The following is a 15,362-nucleotide window of genomic DNA, read 5'->3' on the forward strand; positions in this document are numbered from 1 at the left end:
TCCCAAGACCCTTTAAGCAAGCCAGGAAGAGCAGGCAGGAACATGGCCGAGTTGACCATCTCCTCCGACGAGATTCGGAGCGCGATCGCAAATTACACCGAGGAGGTGCGCGGGGAGGCCACTCGTGAAGAGATCGGCCTCGTCACCGACACCGGCGACGGCATCGCTCACGTGAGCGGACTGCCGGGCGCCATGGCGAACGAGCTGCTGGAGTTCCCCGGTGGTGTTCGCGGCGTCGCCCTGAACCTCGACCTGGACGCCGTCGGCGCCGTCATCCTCGGTGACTACGAGAACATCGAGGAGGGCCAGGAGGTCAAGCGGACCGGCAACGTGCTGTCGGTGCCGGTCGGCGATGCCTTCCTGGGCCGCGTGATCAACCCGATCGGCCAGCCGATCGACGGTCTGGGCGCCATCGAGGCCGAGGACGAGCGGGTGCTCGAGCTGCAGGCCGCTTCGGTGCTCGAGCGCCAGCCGGTGGAGGAGTCGCTGGCCACCGGTATCACCGCCATCGACGCGATGACCGCGATCGGCCGCGGCCAGCGCCAGCTGGTGATCGGCGACCGTAAGACCGGTAAGACCGCAGTCTGCATCGACGCCATCCTGAACCAGAAGGCGAACTGGGCCACCGGCGATCCGGAGAAGCAGGTCCGCTGCATCTACGTCGCGATCGGCCAGAAGGGTTCGACCATCGCCGGCGTCAAGACCGCTCTGGAAGAGGGCGGCGCGATGGAGTACACCACCATCGTCGCGGCCCCGGCCTCGGACTCGGCCGGTTTCAAGTGGCTTGCCCCCTACACCGGCTCGGCCCTCGGCCAGCACTGGATGTACCAGGGCAAGCACGTCCTGATCGTGTTCGACGACCTGTCCAAGCAGGCCGAGGCCTACCGTGCGATCTCGCTGCTGCTGCGTCGCCCGCCGGGCCGTGAGGCCTACCCCGGTGACGTGTTCTACCTGCACTCGCGTCTGCTGGAGCGTTGTGCCAAGCTCTCCGACGAGCTCGGCGGTGGCAGCATGACCGGCCTGCCGATCATCGAGACCAAGGCCAACGACGTCTCGGCGTTCATTCCGACCAACGTCATCTCGATCACCGACGGCCAGGTCTTCCTGGAGTCGGATCTGTTCAACAAGGGTGTCCGCCCGGCCATCAACGTCGGTATCTCGGTCTCCCGCGTCGGCGGCGCCGCCCAGACCAAGGGGCTCAAGGACGTCTCCGGCTCGCTGCGTCTGGAGCTTGCCCAGTACCGCGAGCTCGAGGCCTTCTCGGCGTTCGCCTCCGACCTGGACGCGGCCTCCAAGGCACAGCTCGAGCGCGGTGCGCGCTGGGTGGAACTGCTCAAGCAGGACCAGTTCAGCCCCGTGGCCGTCGAGGACCAGATCGTTTCGCTGTACCTGTGCGGCGAGGGCTTCATGGACTCGGTGCCGGTCGACGATGTGCGCCGCTTCGAGAGCGAACTGCTCGAGGAGTTGCACTCCAGTGCAGCCGGTGTCTACGAGAACATCGCCGGCGGCAAGAAGCTCAGTGACGACGACAAGGCCGCACTGGCCGTCGCCACCGACAACTTCAAGCAGGGCTTCATCGCCTCGGACGGCTCGCGCGTGGTCGAGGTCGACGCTGATCCGCTGGCTCCCGAGGACGTCGTTCCCGAGACGATCCGAGTGACGAAGAAGACGAAGTAGTCATGGCGACAATTCGGGAACTTCGTTCACGGATCAAGTCGATCGAGTCGACGAAGAAGATCACCAAGGCGCAGGAGCTGATCGCGACCTCGCGCATCACCAAGGCGCAGGCACGCGTGGCCGCGGCTCGTCCCTACTCGGACGAGATCACCGAGGTCGTCGCCGTGCTGGGTGAGCGGGCCCATCTGGCCTCGATCCCGCTGCTGAACCCGCGGGATAATCCGCGCCGGGTGGCGGTGCTGGTCGTGACCAGTGACAGCGGCCAGTGCGGTGGCTACAACGCCAACGTGCTCAAGGAGACCGAAGAGCTGCTCTCGCTGCTCCGCTCCGAGGGCAAGGAGCCGGTGGTCTACGTCTTCGGCCGCAAGGGGATCGGCTACTACCGGTTCCGCGACCGCGAGATCGCCGGTGGCTGGTCCGGGTTCTCTCAGCAGCCGGTCTTCGCCGACGCCGCCCCCGCCACCAGTCATCTGGTGGAGGCATTCCTGGCCGGCAGCGACGGCAGCGTGCCGGCTCCGGACGGACACGGCGAGGTCGCCGGGTTCGACGAACTGCACATCGTCTACACGCGCTTCGTGTCGATGTTGAGCCAGCAGCCGATCGTGCGCCGTATGGCCCCGATCGACGTCGAGTTCGAGCTCGAGCAGCTGGACATGGGTCAGGACATGCTCGACAAGACGCCGTCCGCCGGTGGCGTCAGCGCCGAGATCGAGTTCGAGGGCGACGACGCCACCGCGCTGCTCGACGCCCTGCTGCCCAAGTACGTGGCGGCACGGATCTTCGCCGCGCTGCTGGAGGCGGCCGCGTCGGAGAGCGCTGCTCGCCGTACCGCCATGAAGGCCGCGACGGACAACGCCAACGAGCTGGAGAAGAACCTGAGCCGACAGGCCAATGCGGCCCGCCAGGCGCAGATCACCCAGGAAATCAGCGAGATCGTCGGCGGCGTCGAAGCGCTCGCGCACAACTAAGACATACGAGGAAAGAGAAGAAACATGACTGCAGCAGTCACCGAGCCGACCACGGCCGCTTCGGCGACCGCCGGTCGCGTCGTCCGGGTCATCGGCCCGGTCGTCGACGTCGAGTTCCCGCGCGGCGCCGTACCCGACCTGTTCAACGCTCTCCACGCCGAGATCACTCTCCCGGCTGTGGCCAAGGTCCTGACCCTTGAAGTCGCCCAGCACCTGGGTGACAACGTGGTCCGCACCGTCTCCATGCAGCCCACCGACGGTCTGGTCCGCGGTGCGGAGGTGACCGACACCGGCAAGCCGATCTCGGTTCCGGTCGGCGACGTCGTCAAGGGCCACGTCTTCAACGCGCTGGGCGACTGCCTGGACGCGCCGGGCACCGGTCGCGACGGCGAGCAGTGGGGCATCCACCGCAAGCCGCCGGCCTTCGACCAGCTCGAGGGTAAGACCGAGATCCTGGAGACGGGCATCAAGGTCATCGACCTGCTGACCCCGTACGTCAAGGGCGGCAAGATCGGTCTGTTCGGTGGTGCCGGTGTCGGCAAGACCGTGCTGATCCAGGAGATGATCACCCGTATCGCCCGCGAGTTCTCGGGCACCTCGGTGTTCGCCGGCGTCGGTGAGCGTACCCGTGAGGGCACCGACCTGCACCTGGAGATGGAAGAGATGGGCGTCCTGCAGGACACCGCCCTGGTCTTCGGCCAGATGGATGAGCCGCCGGGCACGCGTATGCGCGTGGCTCTGTCGGCGCTGACCATGGCCGAGTACTTCCGCGACGTCCAGCACCAGGACGTGCTGCTGTTCATCGACAACATCTTCCGGTTCACCCAGGCCGGCTCGGAGGTCTCGACCCTGCTGGGCCGGATGCCGTCGGCCGTGGGCTACCAGCCGACGCTGGCCGATGAGATGGGCGAGTTGCAGGAGCGGATCACCTCGACCAAGGGCCGTTCGATCACCTCGCTGCAGGCGATCTACGTTCCCGCCGACGACTACACCGACCCGGCGCCGGCGACCACCTTCGCCCACCTGGATGCGACCACCGAGCTGTCCCGCCCGATCTCGCAGCTGGGTATCTACCCGGCTGTGGATCCGCTGACCTCGACCTCGCGCATCCTGGAGGCCTCGATCGTCGGCGAGGAGCACTTCCGCGTCGCCAACGAGGTCAAGCGGATCCTGCAGAAGTACAAGGAGCTGCAGGACATCATCGCCATCCTCGGTATGGACGAGCTGTCGGAAGAGGACAAGGTCACCGTCGCCCGTGCGCGCCGGATCCAGAAGTTCCTCGGCCAGAACTTCATCGTCGCCGAGAAGTTCACCGGTCAGCCCGGTTCGGTGGTGCCGCTGGCCGAGACCATCGACGCCTTCGACCGTCTCTGCAAGGGTGAGTTCGACCACCTGCCCGAGCAGGCGTTCAACAGCTGCGGTGGCCTCGACGACGTCATGGCTGCCGCTGCCAAGATCACCGGAAAGTAGTCTGGAGTCATGGCTAAGAGCTTCCGAGTGGATGTCGTCTCGCCGGACAAGATGCTGTACACCGGTGACGCGACGTTCCTGCGTGCTCAGACCACCGACGGCGAAGTCGGTATCCTCGCCGACCACGCCCCGCTGTTCGCCGAACTGGCGCCCGGCGGGTGCGTGGTGGTGACCCTCGAGGACGACAGCAAAGTCGCGATCGCGGCACAGGGTGGCTTTCTGTCCATCACCGAGGCCAACGTGAAGGTGCTCGCCGAGTCGGCGCAGCTGGCTGAGGAGATCGACATCGAAGCCGAGCGTGCAGCTCTGGAATCGAACGAAGAGGGCTCCGCGGGCTACCTGCAGGCCCGATCCCGGATCCGTGCCTTCGAGGCAGTGAGCTGACGAGATAAGAGCCGAGCATGAACAGCGTCGCAGGCCGTCCCGAGAGTCCGGGGCGGCCTGCGGCGTTTTTCCGCTCGGGAGACGACTGGATGAAGGTGAGCTGAGTGGCCTGGTGGGGCTGGGTGATCGTGATCGTCCTTGCGGTGGGCGCGTTCCTGCTCGGCGGTCTGGTCTACCGGATCCGGGGGAAGTACGCAGTGCCGGTACCCCGGTGATCTTTCGTGCCATGCCGGCCGGTACCGACCGCGGCTGGCGTCACGGCTCGGTGCACTACACCGAGCCTTCTCTGGTCTACTACCGGCTGACCAGCTTCCGGCCCGGACCCACCGCGGTCCTGTCCCGCCGGTACCTGGAGCTGACGCGACGGCGGGTGCCCGAAGGCACCGAACGCGAGATCATGGACCCCGATATGGTGGTCCTGGAACTGCGGGTCAATGAGCCGGGCTCGGCGCCGGCCGACTACGAGATCGCGATGAGTCCGGATCTGGTCACGGCGCTGCTGTCCTGGCTCGAGTCCCGTGCGCCGCAACGGGCGCGCCGCCCCCGCCGTTCGGCCTGATCGAGCGGCGCTGCCGCCGGGTCACCGGGTGCGATTGGCTCCGGGAACCCATTTCACGTCCTCGCGGCCGGCCCGCACATTGGCGACGCGGGCGAGGATGAACAGCAGATCCGAGAGCCGGTTGAGGTACTTCGCCGGAAGCACGTGCGTGTCCTCGGGGTGGGCGTGCACCGCCGCCCACGCGGCCCGTTCTGCCCGCCGCGTCACCACCCGTGCCTGGTGCAACAGAGCGGCCAGCGGAGTCCCGCCGGGCAGGATGAACGAGTTCAGGGGCTGGAGTTCGGCGCCGAAACGGTCGCACCAGGCCTCCAGCGCATCGATGTAGCCGGCCTCGATCCGCAGCGGCGGATATTTGGGGTCGGGGATCACCGGCGTCGACAGATCGGCGCCGGCGTCGAAGATGTCGTTCTGCACGGTGGTGAGCACCTCGGCGATATCGGCGGGGACCTCACCCCCGAGTGCCAGCGCCAGGCCGATGGCCGTATTCGCCTCATCGCAGTCGGCATAAGCGACGACGCGGGGGTCGGTCTTGTCGACTCGCGAGAAATCCGAGAGACCGGTCGTACCGTCGTCGCCGGTGCGGGTGTAGATCTTCGTCAGGTGAACGGCCATGCCATCTGAATCTACTCCAGATCGCCATGCCATAAACTGACGCCGTGAGTGATCGCTATTTGGTGACCGGTGGAGCCCGCCTGACCGGTGAAGTGGTTGTCGGCGGCGCCAAGAACAGCGTGCTGAAGCTGATGGCTGCGGCCCTGCTAGCCGAGGGGCGCACGGTGCTGACGAATGTGCCCGAGATCGCCGACGTCCCGTTGATGGCCGAGGTACTGCGCGGGCTCGGTGCACAGGTGGCCGTCGACGGCGACACGGTGGTGATCGATTCGCCTGCCGTGCCGGACCACCATGCCGACTTCGACGCGGTCAAGCAGTTCCGGGCGTCGGTCTGTGTGCTCGGGCCGTTGATGGCGCGGTGCAAACGTGCGGTGGTGGCCCTGCCGGGCGGTGACGCGATCGGCTCGCGTCCGCTGGACATGCACCAGTCGGGCCTGCGGGCGCTGGGCGCGCAGAGCAACATCGAACACGGCTGCGTCGTCGCCGAGGCCGACAGACTCATCGGTGCGCCGATCGCCCTGGAGTTCCCGTCGGTGGGGGCCACCGAGAACATTCTGATGGCGGCGGTCCTGGCCGAGGGGGAGACGACGATCGACAACGCCGCCCGTGAGCCGGAGATCATCGATCTGTGCGAGATGCTCAACCAGATGGGAGCCAAGGTCGAGGGCATCGGCAGTTCGATGCTGACGGTGACCGGCGTCGAGCAGCTCTCGCCGACGACCCACCATGTGGTCGGCGACCGGATCGTCGCCGGCACCTGGGGCGTGGCCGCGGCGATGACCCGCGGTGACGTGACGGTGCGCGGCATCGATCCCCAGCATCTGAATCTGGTGCTCAAGAAGCTGGTCGACGCCGGCGCCAAGGTCGAACGGTTCGCCGACGGCTTCCGGGTCCGGCAGGACGAACGGCCCCGGGCGGTCGATATCGCGACGCTGCCGTTCCCGGGGTATCCGACGGACCTTCAGCCGATGGCGATCGGTCTGGCTGCGGTCTCCGAAGGGATGTCGTTGATCACCGAGAACGTCTTCGAGGCGCGGTTCCGGTTCGTCGAAGAGATGATCCGGCTCGGTGCCGACGCCCGGACCGACGGGCACCACGCGGTGGTGCACGGCGTCGAGCAGCTGTCCAGCGCACCGGTCTGGTCGAGCGACATCCGGGCCGGGGCAGGCCTGGTACTGGCCGGGCTGGTGGCCGACGGCATCACCGAGGTGCACGATATCGAGCACATCGACCGCGGCTACCCGCACTTCGAGGAACAGCTGCAGAGCCTGGGCGGCACCATCGAACGTGTCCGGGACTGACGCGCTGGGCGACCTGTCCGATCGGCTAGGTTGCGGGCCTGACCGGACGGCCCCTAACCTCGGGTAACAGGTCAGGGGCCCTTGTCGCGGGTGTGACCTGAGGAACACGCTGAATGGTGTACGAGCTACATCACACCGTTTCAGCGAGGAGACTTCCGCGATGGCCATCGAGATGAATCAGATCTGGGACTTCCCGATCAAGGAGTTCCACCCGTTCCCCAAGGCCAAGCTGGGGGTCGGCGCCCACGACATGATCGGCGTCGAAGCCAAGGATCTGGGCATGACCCGTGTCCTGCTGATGACCACGGGCCTGCGCGGCTCAGGAATCATCGACGAGCTCAAGGGCAAGATCGAATACCAGGGTGTTGACGTCGTCGTCTTCGACAAGGTCGAGTCGAATCCGAAGGACTACAACGTCATGGACGCCGCCGCGGTGTACCAGACCGAGAAGTGCGACGGCATCATCTCCGTGGGCGGCGGATCGAGCCATGACGCGGCCAAGGGTGCGCGCATGGTGATCGCCCACGACGGCCGCAACATCAACGAGTTCGAAGGGTTCTCGAAGGCCACCAACAAGGAGAACCCGAAGCACATCGCGGTCTCGACCACGGCGGGCACCGGCTCGGAGACCTCGTGGGCCTATGTCATCACCGACACCTCCGATATGGAGAACCCGCACAAGTGGGTCGCCTTCGACGACACCTGCCTGGTGGATCTGGCCATCGATGATCCGCTGCTGTACTACTCGTGCCCCGAGCACTTCACCGCCTTCTGCGGTTTCGATGTGCTCGCGCACTGCTCCGAGCCCTATGTCTCGCGGCTGGATTTCGCACCGTCGCTGGGCAACGCCAAGTACGCGATCGAGCTGACCACCAAGTACCTGCGGACTGCGACCTACGAGCCGCACAACCTGGAGGCGCGCACCGGGATGATGCACGCCCAGTACATCGCCGCGCAGGCGTTCAACTCCGGTGGCCTGGGCCTGATCCACTCGCTGTCGCACGCCTTCAGCGCCTTCTACGACAGCCACCACGGCCTCAACAACGCGATCGCGCTGCCGCGGGTGTGGGAGTACAACCTGCCGGCCCGGTACGAGCGCTTCGCCGATATCGCCTCTCTGATGGGTGTGGACACCTCCCGGATGACGGTGGTGCAGGCCGCCGACGCCGCCGTCGAGGAGGCCATCCGGATATCCAAGGATCTGGGTATCCCGGACAACTTCGGCCAGCTGAACGTCAACAGCTACGAGAAGAACCGGATGAACACCGGCAAGTACGAGGGACGCGGCCACGGTGTCGACACCTCGGAGGAGCAGATCCGGGCGATCTCCGAACACATGATGGACGACTGGTGCACCCCGGGTAACCCCCGCACCTGCACCGTGGAGTCGATGATCCCGATGGTCCGGCACGCGATGGTCGAGACCTACTGAGACCGATCGCCGCCGGGTCCGAGACCGAGTCCGGGCCCGGCGGCGATCGACCACCCCGCCGGTCACCCGCGAACTGAGGAAGCGATGAACAACCAGACCACAGCCCCGGCGTCCAGTGAGGGCTTCGCCTCCGTGGCAGAGCTCACGGCCGCACTCACCGAGCAGGGCTACCTGATTCAGGACGAGTTGGCGGTGGTGCTGCACCTGGCCACGGTGCTGGATCGGCCCCTGCTGTTGGAGGGACCGGCCGGGGTGGGCAAGACCGAGTTGGCCAAGGCCCTGGCCGCGGCCTCGGGCCGCGAGCTGATCCGGCTGCAGTGCTACGAGGGCCTCGACGATGCCCGGGCGCTGTACGAGTGGGATTACGCCCGGCAGCTGCTGCACGTGCAGATGCTGCGGGACCGGATCAGTGAGGAACTGGCGTCGTACCAGACGCTCTCGGAGGCCTCCTCGGCGCTGGCCCGGACCGAGGTCGGCGTCTACAGCGAGGACTTCCTGGTGCCGCGTCCGCTGCTGGCCGCAATCGTCTCGGCCGAGCCCGTCGTCCTGCTGGTCGACGAGATCGACCGCACCGATGAAGCGATGGAGGCGGTGATGCTGGAGGTCCTGGCCGAGCGGCAGGTGACGGTGCCGGAGCTGGGCACCTTCACCGCCCGGTCGGCACCATGGGTGATTCTGACGTCCAACGACACCCGCGAACTGTCACCGGCCCTGAAACGGCGCTGCCTGCACTTCCAGGTCGACTATCCCGATGCGGAGCGTGAATGCGCGATCGTGGCGGTGCGCGCACCCGAGGTGGAGGCGACGGTGATCACCGATGTGGTGGAGCTGGCCCGCCGACTGCGAGAGTTGCCGCTGCGCAAGAGCCCGTCGATCGCCGAAGTGATCGACGCGGCGCGGGCGGCCGCGCGACTGGCCGACGACGACGCGGATTCGACTGAGACACCGCAGACACAGATCGGTGGCCACAATCCGGCGCTGATGAGTCTGCTGGTCAAGTTCGGCACCGATTTGGACCAGGCCCGCCGCCGGCTCGGCGCTGAGCTGGCCGATACCGGCGCGACCCCTGTCGCAGTCGACGGCAGCAGCCCGGGCGGCACGGTCACCGAACGCGCTTTCGGTGCGGGCCGGGCCCGCAGTTCCGCGCGGGGCTGACGATGGTCTCCGTGACCCCGGCACAGTCGCCGCCGGGTTCGGTGGTGGTCGGGCGCGCGGGCCTGCTGGACCGGATCGCGGTTGAGTTCGGCCGGGCCCTGCGGGTGTTTTCCGTCGCCGCCTCGCCGGCCGAGGTGATTGAGATCCGCCGGGTCCTGGATCTTGTCGGCGCGAGCGACCCGGACCTGCTCCGCACAGCGCTGCGCGCGGTCAGTGTCAAATACGGTTACGAACGCGAGGGCTTCGAGCTGGCCTTCGACGTCTTCTTCGCCGGATCGCAGGGCCAGGGCGACCCTGCTGAACTGCCTCGGGTGCGGGGGCTGTTGTCCGGTTTGCCCGATGAGATCGACTGGGACGAGGAGTTCGAGGGTGGGGGCCGGATGATCGGCGCCGACGAGCACACCGAGGAGATCGGTGACCTGATGATCGACGATCCCGACGCCCGCGAACGCACCGCCCAGAGCGCACATCGGGAGGAGAACGATTTCACCGTGTCTTCGGGCGCCGAGCAACTGCAGGTGGATACCGATGCCTCGGCGGTCTCGGGTGGAGTCACCTACACCGTGGAGGTCGACCATGCCGCCGCCGGCCAGGTCGGGGAACTGACCGCCGCGACGACACGGGTGGAAGGCACGACGCTGAATCTGACGGATGCGGCAGCCCTGCTGCAAGCATTGGACGCGTCCGACGGCCGCCATGCGTACGGTGTCGACGGCGCCGAAGGCCTGGACGAGCAGGCGATCGCCGAACTCGAACAGGCACTGCAGCGATTCGTCGCAGCACTGACCGAACGGCTGGCCGGAGCGGCCGCGCTCGCCCCGGAAGGACAAGTCGCGCACCGGGTCCATCGCGACCAGGCCGACCTGGATCGGGCGTGTCATCGACTCGTACAGCGGATGCGCGGTGCCCCCCGGCGGGTCAGCAGGCTGACCACCGTGGGACGCCTGGACTTTCGTCGCACGATGCGCGCGGCGGTGGCCACCGACGGCGTGCCCGCACAGTTGTGGCGCCGCCCGGCGGTCCCCGGGCCGGTGCGGCTCCTGGTGATCGTGGACGTGTCCATCTCCGTTCGTCCGGTCACCGGATTCATCTTGCGCCTGGCGCAGACCCTGCACCGCTTCGGAGACCGCTGCGAGGTGGTGGCCTTCGTCGACTCGCCGGTACTGGTGACGCCGGCGTTGCGCAGTGCCTCCCCGGACGCGGCGCTGGCCGCCGTCCTGGCCGCCGACGGCCTGGACCTGTCGGCGACCAGCGACTACGGCCGCATGTGGCACGAGTTGCTCGACGGATACGGCGACCTGATCAGCCCGCGCACCAGTGTGCTGGTGGTCGGCGATGCACGGCACAACGCCTTCGATCCGCGTCCGGATCTGTTCGCCGAGGTCGCCCGCAGAGCGTTCCGGGTCGCGTGGCTGACGCCCGAACCCGAGCGGTACTGGCACCAGACCGGCTGTGCTCTGGACGAATACGCGCAACAATGTGCGGGAGTGGTCAGTGCTCGCGACGGGGCCGAGGTCCTGGAGCGGTGCGATGAACTGGGTGCGGCCCTGCGGTGAGTCACCGACACACCCGCAGGGCAGAACAGATCCCGCTGGGATGAGCGGAACAGGAGGGCCGGACGCCGATGACACCCCGCGCACGCCGCAGACCCGAACTGGACCGTGTGGTGAAGTTCCACACCCCGGAGATCCTCTTCGGCCCCGGCGCGCTGGACGAGGCGGCCAATGCCGTGGCCGCATTGGGAATGGACCGTCCCCTGGTGGTCTCGGACCCCCATCTGGCCGTCACACCCTGGTTCGATCGGCTGCTGTCGGACCTGCGTCGTCGAGGGCTGACGCCGGCCGAGTTCCTGGACGTCAGCCCTAACCCCCGCGCCGGTGAAGTGGCCCTCGGGCGTGAGGCGTACGGACGGCATCGCGCCGATGGTCTGGTGGCGCTCGGCGGGGGTTCGGTGATCGATACCGCCAAAGGCATCGCGGTGGTCGCGGCCAACGGCGGCCACATCCTCGAATACGAGGGGATCGACAAGGCCGAGCGCGCGCTTCCGCCGGTGGTGGCGATCCCGTCGACCGCGGGCAGCGGGGCTGACGTCTCCCAGTTCTGCATCATCAACGACGCCGAGCGCCGCACCAAGGTCACGATCGTCGGGCGAACACTGGTCCCCAATGTCGCCGTGGTCGATCCGGTCCTGGTCAGCACGGCGCCGTCGGCGGTGATTGCTCAGGCAGGGATGGACGCGCTGACACACTGCGTGGAAGCGTTCGTCTCCCTGGCTCGCGGACGGCTCACCGATGCGCTCGCCGTGGAATCGTTGACCGGCCTGTGGCACAACCTCGAACAGCTGGTGAACGATCCGGCCGATGCGCAGGCCGCCGCCGAGATGTCCCTGGCGTCGCTGCGGGCAGGTATGGCCTTCACCAACGCGATTCTGGGCGCCACCCATGCGATGAGCCACCCGGTCGGCGGCTACTGCGATGCCCCGCACGGCACGATCAACGCGGTGCTTCTGCCGCATGTGATCCGCTACAACGCAGTCACCTGTGCCGCCGATTTCGCCGAACTCGCCGACGCCATCGGGCTCGCCTCCGGCGGCAGCGAACGATCCGTCGCCGACCGGCTGGCCGCCGAGATCGCCGATCTGGGCCAGCGCGTCGGGATGCCCGAGACCCTGACCCCGCTCGGGGTACGGCCCGACGACCTGGATCTGCTCACCGAGCGGGCGATGGCCGATTCGTGCATGCTGACCAATCCTCGCCGGCCCGAGGCCCAGGCCATTCACGGCGTGTATCGGCAGGCGCTCTAGCGATGCCGGAGAAGGATGACCTGGCCAGTCTGGTCGGCCTGAGCAGCGTCAAAGCCGGACACTATGCGCAGTACCGCGGCTCGGAGACCCGCCTGAGCAGGGTGATGACCGCGCTGGAGGGAATCTCCAGTGCCCTGGTCCAGACCGACCGGGGCCCCGAACATCTCGTGGTCGCGGTGCTCGAGGCGATCCGCGAGCATCTGGACGCCGATTGGGTGGTGTTCGCGCTCGCCGACGGCCAGCTCGATCGGGCGGGACCCCGGCATCTGATCGCCGCTCGGGACGATGGGATCCTGGCCTTCGAAGGGGCCGGAGTAGCCCACCGGCCGACCGCCCTGCCGGTCGAGGTGCTCAATCGACTCATCGACATTCTGCGCGGGGAGGCGACGGTGCTGGCGGCGCCCATCGTCGAAATCCATCACCTGCATGTCCCGATCGAATACGCCGGCCGGCTGGTCGGGGGACTGTCGGCCTGGACACCCGAGCATCGGCAGGTCGACCGGTCCGACCGGATGATCCTGGAGATTCTGGCCCGCCAGGCGGCGGTCGCTCTGGTCAATGCGGATCTATTCGTCGAGACCAGCAGCCGCGCCGCCGAGCTGGCCGAACGCAATGCCGAATTCGAACGCACCCAGCGGCAACTCTCGGCGGTGCAGCGGACCGCGCTGCTCAACGCCGAACGCGCCAGGATCGCCCGGGAACTGCACGACTCGGTCGGTCAATCGGTCCTGTCGGCCGGCTTGCAGATCGAGCTGTGCCGGGGGCGGGTGCCCGAGGACGTCACGGAACATCTCGACAAGGCACTGGTGTTGTCTCGGGCGGCGGTGACTCAGCTGCGCGGGGCGATCTACACCCTCAATGACCACGGCGGTCCGTCGGAGAGCCTGGCAGAAGACCTGGAACGACTGTGCGAACTGCATCTGCCGCCGACCGCGAAAGCGTCGGTGGCCGTGCGCGGCAGGTACCGCGAGCTCGACAGCGAGACCCAGCATGCTCTGCTGCGGATAGCCGGGGAATCGCTGTTCAATGCTGCTGCACATGCGCAACCGGCACAGGTCATGGTCACGATGACCTACCGTGACAGCCGGGTGGTTCTGGCGGTCGACGACGACGGTGTGGGGGACCCGGCAGGGCTTCGCGCACGGCTGCGCACCGTCACCAGCGGAGACCGCACCGGTCGTGGCCGGGGGTTGAAGAATATGTCGTTCCGGGCCGAAGAGCTCGGTGGTGTCCTGCGGATCCGTCGTTCCCGTCTGGGCGGGGTGCGGATCGTGGCTGAACTCCCGATCGATGAAGGCGAGCGACCATGACCGGTGAACACCACGACCGCGATCGGATCCGGACGGTCCTGGTCGACGACCATGCGCTGCTGCGGGAGGGACTGCGGGCGCTGCTGGAGCGCCAGGACGGTATCGCGGTGGTCGGCGAGGCCGGCACCTACGAGGCCGCGTTGGCCGAGGTCGCCCACACGCGCCCGGATGTGGTGGTGGTCGACCTGAAGCTCTCGGTCGGCACCGATTACGCGGGCATGCGGTTGATCGAGGAACTGCGCCGGTCGGTCCCGACGTGTGCGGTGCTGGTGCTGACCACCTTCCTCGACGACGACCTGGTGGTCCGGGCCGTTCGTGCCGGAGCCCGGGGCTATGTGGTCAAGGACGTCGACACCACCGAGCTGGTCCGTGCTATCCGCGCGCTCGCCGCTGGTGGCAGCGCCTTTGATCCACGCAGCTCGACGATCGTGATGAAAGCGATGGCGGGGGAGCGCACGACCAGCGATGAACTGACCGATCGGGAACGGGAGATCATCCAGCTGCTCGCGCACGGGATGTCCAATGGACAGATCGGCGCGCGCCTCTACATCGCCGAGTCGACGGTGAAGTTCCACATCCGGAACCTGATCCGCAAGCTCGGCGTCACCAAACGCACCGATGCGGTGTACGTCGCCACCAAACGCGGCCTCATCTGACGGCCCTGTACCCCGAGGCACGGCCTCACCGGCGGTCGAGGATCAGCCAGCCACCGTGGTGTTCGGAGATCGCCGCCCGCCATCCCGGATACTTCTTCGCCCAGGACAGAAGATCCGATTCGGTCAAGGCCTGCACGTGACCGAATGCAGCGTCCGGTTCGTCTTCGTAGGGCACCGCCACCACGACCCGCCGCCGGGCCACCCGCGCGGCCTCGACCAGGGACCGTTGCGCCGAATCGCTCGACAGATGTTCGAGCAGGTGAATCAACGTGACGGTGTCGAAGGAGTCGTCACCGAACGGCAGTGCCCGCGCATCACCGGGTACTGCCTGCAGCGCAATGCCCAGGCCCGCACTTGCTTGCCCGAGCAGGTCGATCGCACCCGGGCACACATCCACGGCCGTGACTGCGTGGCCGTCGACTGCCAGCTGCAGGGCTAGCAGCCCGAAGCAACTGCCCACCTCCAGGACCGACGAGCCGGCGATCACCTCGCGCGCCCGGCGATGGATGGGGCTGAACGCTGATTCGGCATTGTGCAGGGCGGCCAGCGAATTCCGGTAGAAGGCGGCCCAGCCGTCTTCCGGCGAGGAACCGCAGCTTCGGACGATCTGGACGAACGCGTCCTCGAACTCCGCCTGACCTTGCAGCACGCCCGCTTCCCGCAGGCAGCCGAGCCCGTCGACGAGGCGATGGTCGGCGACCGTCGCCGCCGTCAGCGGGTGGGCGATGTACACGTTCCGACCGTCGCGGTGGCCGGTGAAGACGTGCTGATCAGTCCAGGCGGGAGATCCGAGCGAGCCTGTCAGCCGGCGTCGAACACGAATCGTCGCGGTCGGGGCGACGCTGGTCAGGGAGGACGTCATACAGCGACGCTATGGCCACCTGCGCCGGGCCGGAACTACCCGATAAGGCCCGATGACCTGCCCGAACGGATAGGAAATCCGCCGGCAGCCGCAGCAACTGCTGTCCCCATCAGCACGGCGTTGACGAGATCGCACCTCCGTCGAGCTTGCACACCGGAAGCGGCCAGAAAATC

Annotated in this window: 14 protein-coding genes; 12 read left to right on the forward strand and 2 right to left on the reverse strand. The window is 67.4% G+C overall.

Annotation, left to right across the window (positions count from 1 at the left end):
* Positions 1-42 precede the first annotated feature (42 nt).
* The 5 genes from atpA (at position 43) to GOHSU_RS05015 (ending at position 5,058) form a co-directional block, all read left to right on the forward strand.
* On the forward strand, positions 43-1,677 hold the full coding sequence (atpA, locus tag GOHSU_RS04995) for a F0F1 ATP synthase subunit alpha (protein WP_005937774.1): 1,635 nt from the start codon (positions 43-45) through the stop codon (positions 1,675-1,677).
* 2 nt (positions 1,678-1,679) lie between these two features.
* Complete coding sequence (locus GOHSU_RS05000) at positions 1,680-2,645, forward strand: F0F1 ATP synthase subunit gamma (RefSeq protein WP_005937777.1); 966 nt, start codon at positions 1,680-1,682, stop codon at positions 2,643-2,645.
* A gap of 24 nt (positions 2,646-2,669) precedes the next feature.
* Positions 2,670-4,115 carry a F0F1 ATP synthase subunit beta gene (gene atpD, locus GOHSU_RS05005; RefSeq protein ID WP_005937780.1) on the forward strand — a complete coding sequence of 482 codons (1,446 nt, stop codon included), beginning with the start codon at positions 2,670-2,672 and terminating at the stop codon, positions 4,113-4,115.
* A gap of 9 nt (positions 4,116-4,124) precedes the next feature.
* Positions 4,125-4,499, forward strand: coding sequence for a F0F1 ATP synthase subunit epsilon (locus tag GOHSU_RS05010; RefSeq protein WP_005937783.1), 375 nt, complete (start codon positions 4,125-4,127; stop codon positions 4,497-4,499).
* Positions 4,500-4,725: 226 nt separating this feature from the next.
* A complete protein-coding gene (locus GOHSU_RS05015; RefSeq protein WP_005937786.1) occupies positions 4,726-5,058 on the forward strand; it encodes a DUF2550 domain-containing protein in 333 nt (110 codons plus the stop codon).
* Positions 5,059-5,079: 21 nt separating this feature from the next.
* Here GOHSU_RS05015 and GOHSU_RS05020 read toward each other — a convergent pair whose 3' ends face one another.
* Positions 5,080-5,670: a cob(I)yrinic acid a,c-diamide adenosyltransferase gene (locus tag GOHSU_RS05020; RefSeq protein WP_005937790.1), complete on the reverse strand. Its 591-nt coding sequence runs from the start codon at positions 5,668-5,670 to the stop codon at positions 5,080-5,082.
* 44 nt (positions 5,671-5,714) lie between these two features.
* On the opposite strand from GOHSU_RS05020, the gene murA reads away from it, so the two are divergent.
* From murA to GOHSU_RS05055, 7 genes are all read left to right on the forward strand, one after another.
* Positions 5,715-6,971 (forward strand): UDP-N-acetylglucosamine 1-carboxyvinyltransferase, encoded by a 1,257-nt coding sequence (gene murA / locus GOHSU_RS05025; protein WP_005937793.1) that lies wholly within the window; start codon positions 5,715-5,717, stop codon positions 6,969-6,971.
* A gap of 160 nt (positions 6,972-7,131) precedes the next feature.
* Positions 7,132-8,403: an NDMA-dependent methanol dehydrogenase gene (gene mdo / locus GOHSU_RS05030; RefSeq protein ID WP_005937797.1), complete on the forward strand. Its 1,272-nt coding sequence runs from the start codon at positions 7,132-7,134 to the stop codon at positions 8,401-8,403.
* Between the two features lie 84 nt (positions 8,404-8,487).
* Positions 8,488-9,558 (forward strand): MadB family AAA-type ATPase, encoded by a 1,071-nt coding sequence (locus GOHSU_RS05035; protein ID WP_005937800.1) that lies wholly within the window; start codon positions 8,488-8,490, stop codon positions 9,556-9,558.
* 2 nt (positions 9,559-9,560) lie between these two features.
* A complete protein-coding gene (gene madC / locus GOHSU_RS05040; protein WP_005937803.1) occupies positions 9,561-11,114 on the forward strand; it encodes a MadC family VWA domain-containing protein in 1,554 nt (517 codons plus the stop codon).
* A 68-nt stretch (positions 11,115-11,182) separates the two neighbouring features.
* On the forward strand, positions 11,183-12,361 hold the full coding sequence (locus GOHSU_RS05045; RefSeq protein ID WP_005937806.1) for an iron-containing alcohol dehydrogenase: 1,179 nt from the start codon (positions 11,183-11,185) through the stop codon (positions 12,359-12,361).
* A 2-nt stretch (positions 12,362-12,363) separates the two neighbouring features.
* On the forward strand, positions 12,364-13,671 hold the full coding sequence (locus GOHSU_RS05050) for a MadS family sensor histidine kinase (RefSeq protein WP_005937809.1): 1,308 nt from the start codon (positions 12,364-12,366) through the stop codon (positions 13,669-13,671).
* Positions 13,668-14,327 (forward strand): MadR family response regulator transcription factor, encoded by a 660-nt coding sequence (locus GOHSU_RS05055; protein WP_005937812.1) that lies wholly within the window; start codon positions 13,668-13,670, stop codon positions 14,325-14,327. Before GOHSU_RS05050 ends, GOHSU_RS05055 begins: the two co-directional genes overlap by 4 nt.
* A gap of 25 nt (positions 14,328-14,352) precedes the next feature.
* Here the strand turns inward: GOHSU_RS05055 and mftM are convergent, their stop codons facing one another.
* Complete coding sequence (gene mftM, locus GOHSU_RS05060; RefSeq protein ID WP_005937814.1) at positions 14,353-15,189, reverse strand: mycofactocin oligosaccharide methyltransferase MftM; 837 nt, start codon at positions 15,187-15,189, stop codon at positions 14,353-14,355.
* Positions 15,190-15,362: the final 173 nt, after the last annotated feature.

This window comes from Gordonia hirsuta DSM 44140 = NBRC 16056, assembly GCF_000333015.1.
In the GTDB taxonomy this organism is placed as follows: domain Bacteria; phylum Actinomycetota; class Actinomycetes; order Mycobacteriales; family Mycobacteriaceae; genus Gordonia; species Gordonia hirsuta.

Bases quoted from the DNA above. Each gene is read 5' to 3' on its own strand.
- GOHSU_RS05035 (WP_005937800.1), top strand. From the start codon at position 8,488: ATGAACAACCAGACCACAGCCCCGGCGTCCAGTGAGGGCTTCGCCTCC.
- GOHSU_RS05050 (WP_005937809.1), top strand. From the start codon at position 12,364: ATGCCGGAGAAGGATGACCTGGCCAGTCTGGTCGGCCTGAGCAGCGTC.
- GOHSU_RS05015 (WP_005937786.1), top strand. From the start codon at position 4,726: ATGCCGGCCGGTACCGACCGCGGCTGGCGTCACGGCTCGGTGCACTAC.
- GOHSU_RS05000 (WP_005937777.1), top strand. From the start codon at position 1,680: ATGGCGACAATTCGGGAACTTCGTTCACGGATCAAGTCGATCGAGTCG.
- GOHSU_RS05055 (WP_005937812.1), top strand. From the start codon at position 13,668: ATGACCGGTGAACACCACGACCGCGATCGGATCCGGACGGTCCTGGTC.
- mftM (WP_005937814.1), bottom strand. From the start codon at position 15,189: ATGACGTCCTCCCTGACCAGCGTCGCCCCGACCGCGACGATTCGTGTT.
- GOHSU_RS05020 (WP_005937790.1), bottom strand. From the start codon at position 5,670: ATGGCCGTTCACCTGACGAAGATCTACACCCGCACCGGCGACGACGGT.
- mdo (WP_005937797.1), top strand. From the start codon at position 7,132: ATGGCCATCGAGATGAATCAGATCTGGGACTTCCCGATCAAGGAGTTC.
- GOHSU_RS05010 (WP_005937783.1), top strand. From the start codon at position 4,125: ATGGCTAAGAGCTTCCGAGTGGATGTCGTCTCGCCGGACAAGATGCTG.
- atpD (WP_005937780.1), top strand. From the start codon at position 2,670: ATGACTGCAGCAGTCACCGAGCCGACCACGGCCGCTTCGGCGACCGCC.
- atpA (WP_005937774.1), top strand. From the start codon at position 43: ATGGCCGAGTTGACCATCTCCTCCGACGAGATTCGGAGCGCGATCGCA.
- GOHSU_RS05045 (WP_005937806.1), top strand. From the start codon at position 11,183: ATGACACCCCGCGCACGCCGCAGACCCGAACTGGACCGTGTGGTGAAG.
- madC (WP_005937803.1), top strand. From the start codon at position 9,561: ATGGTCTCCGTGACCCCGGCACAGTCGCCGCCGGGTTCGGTGGTGGTC.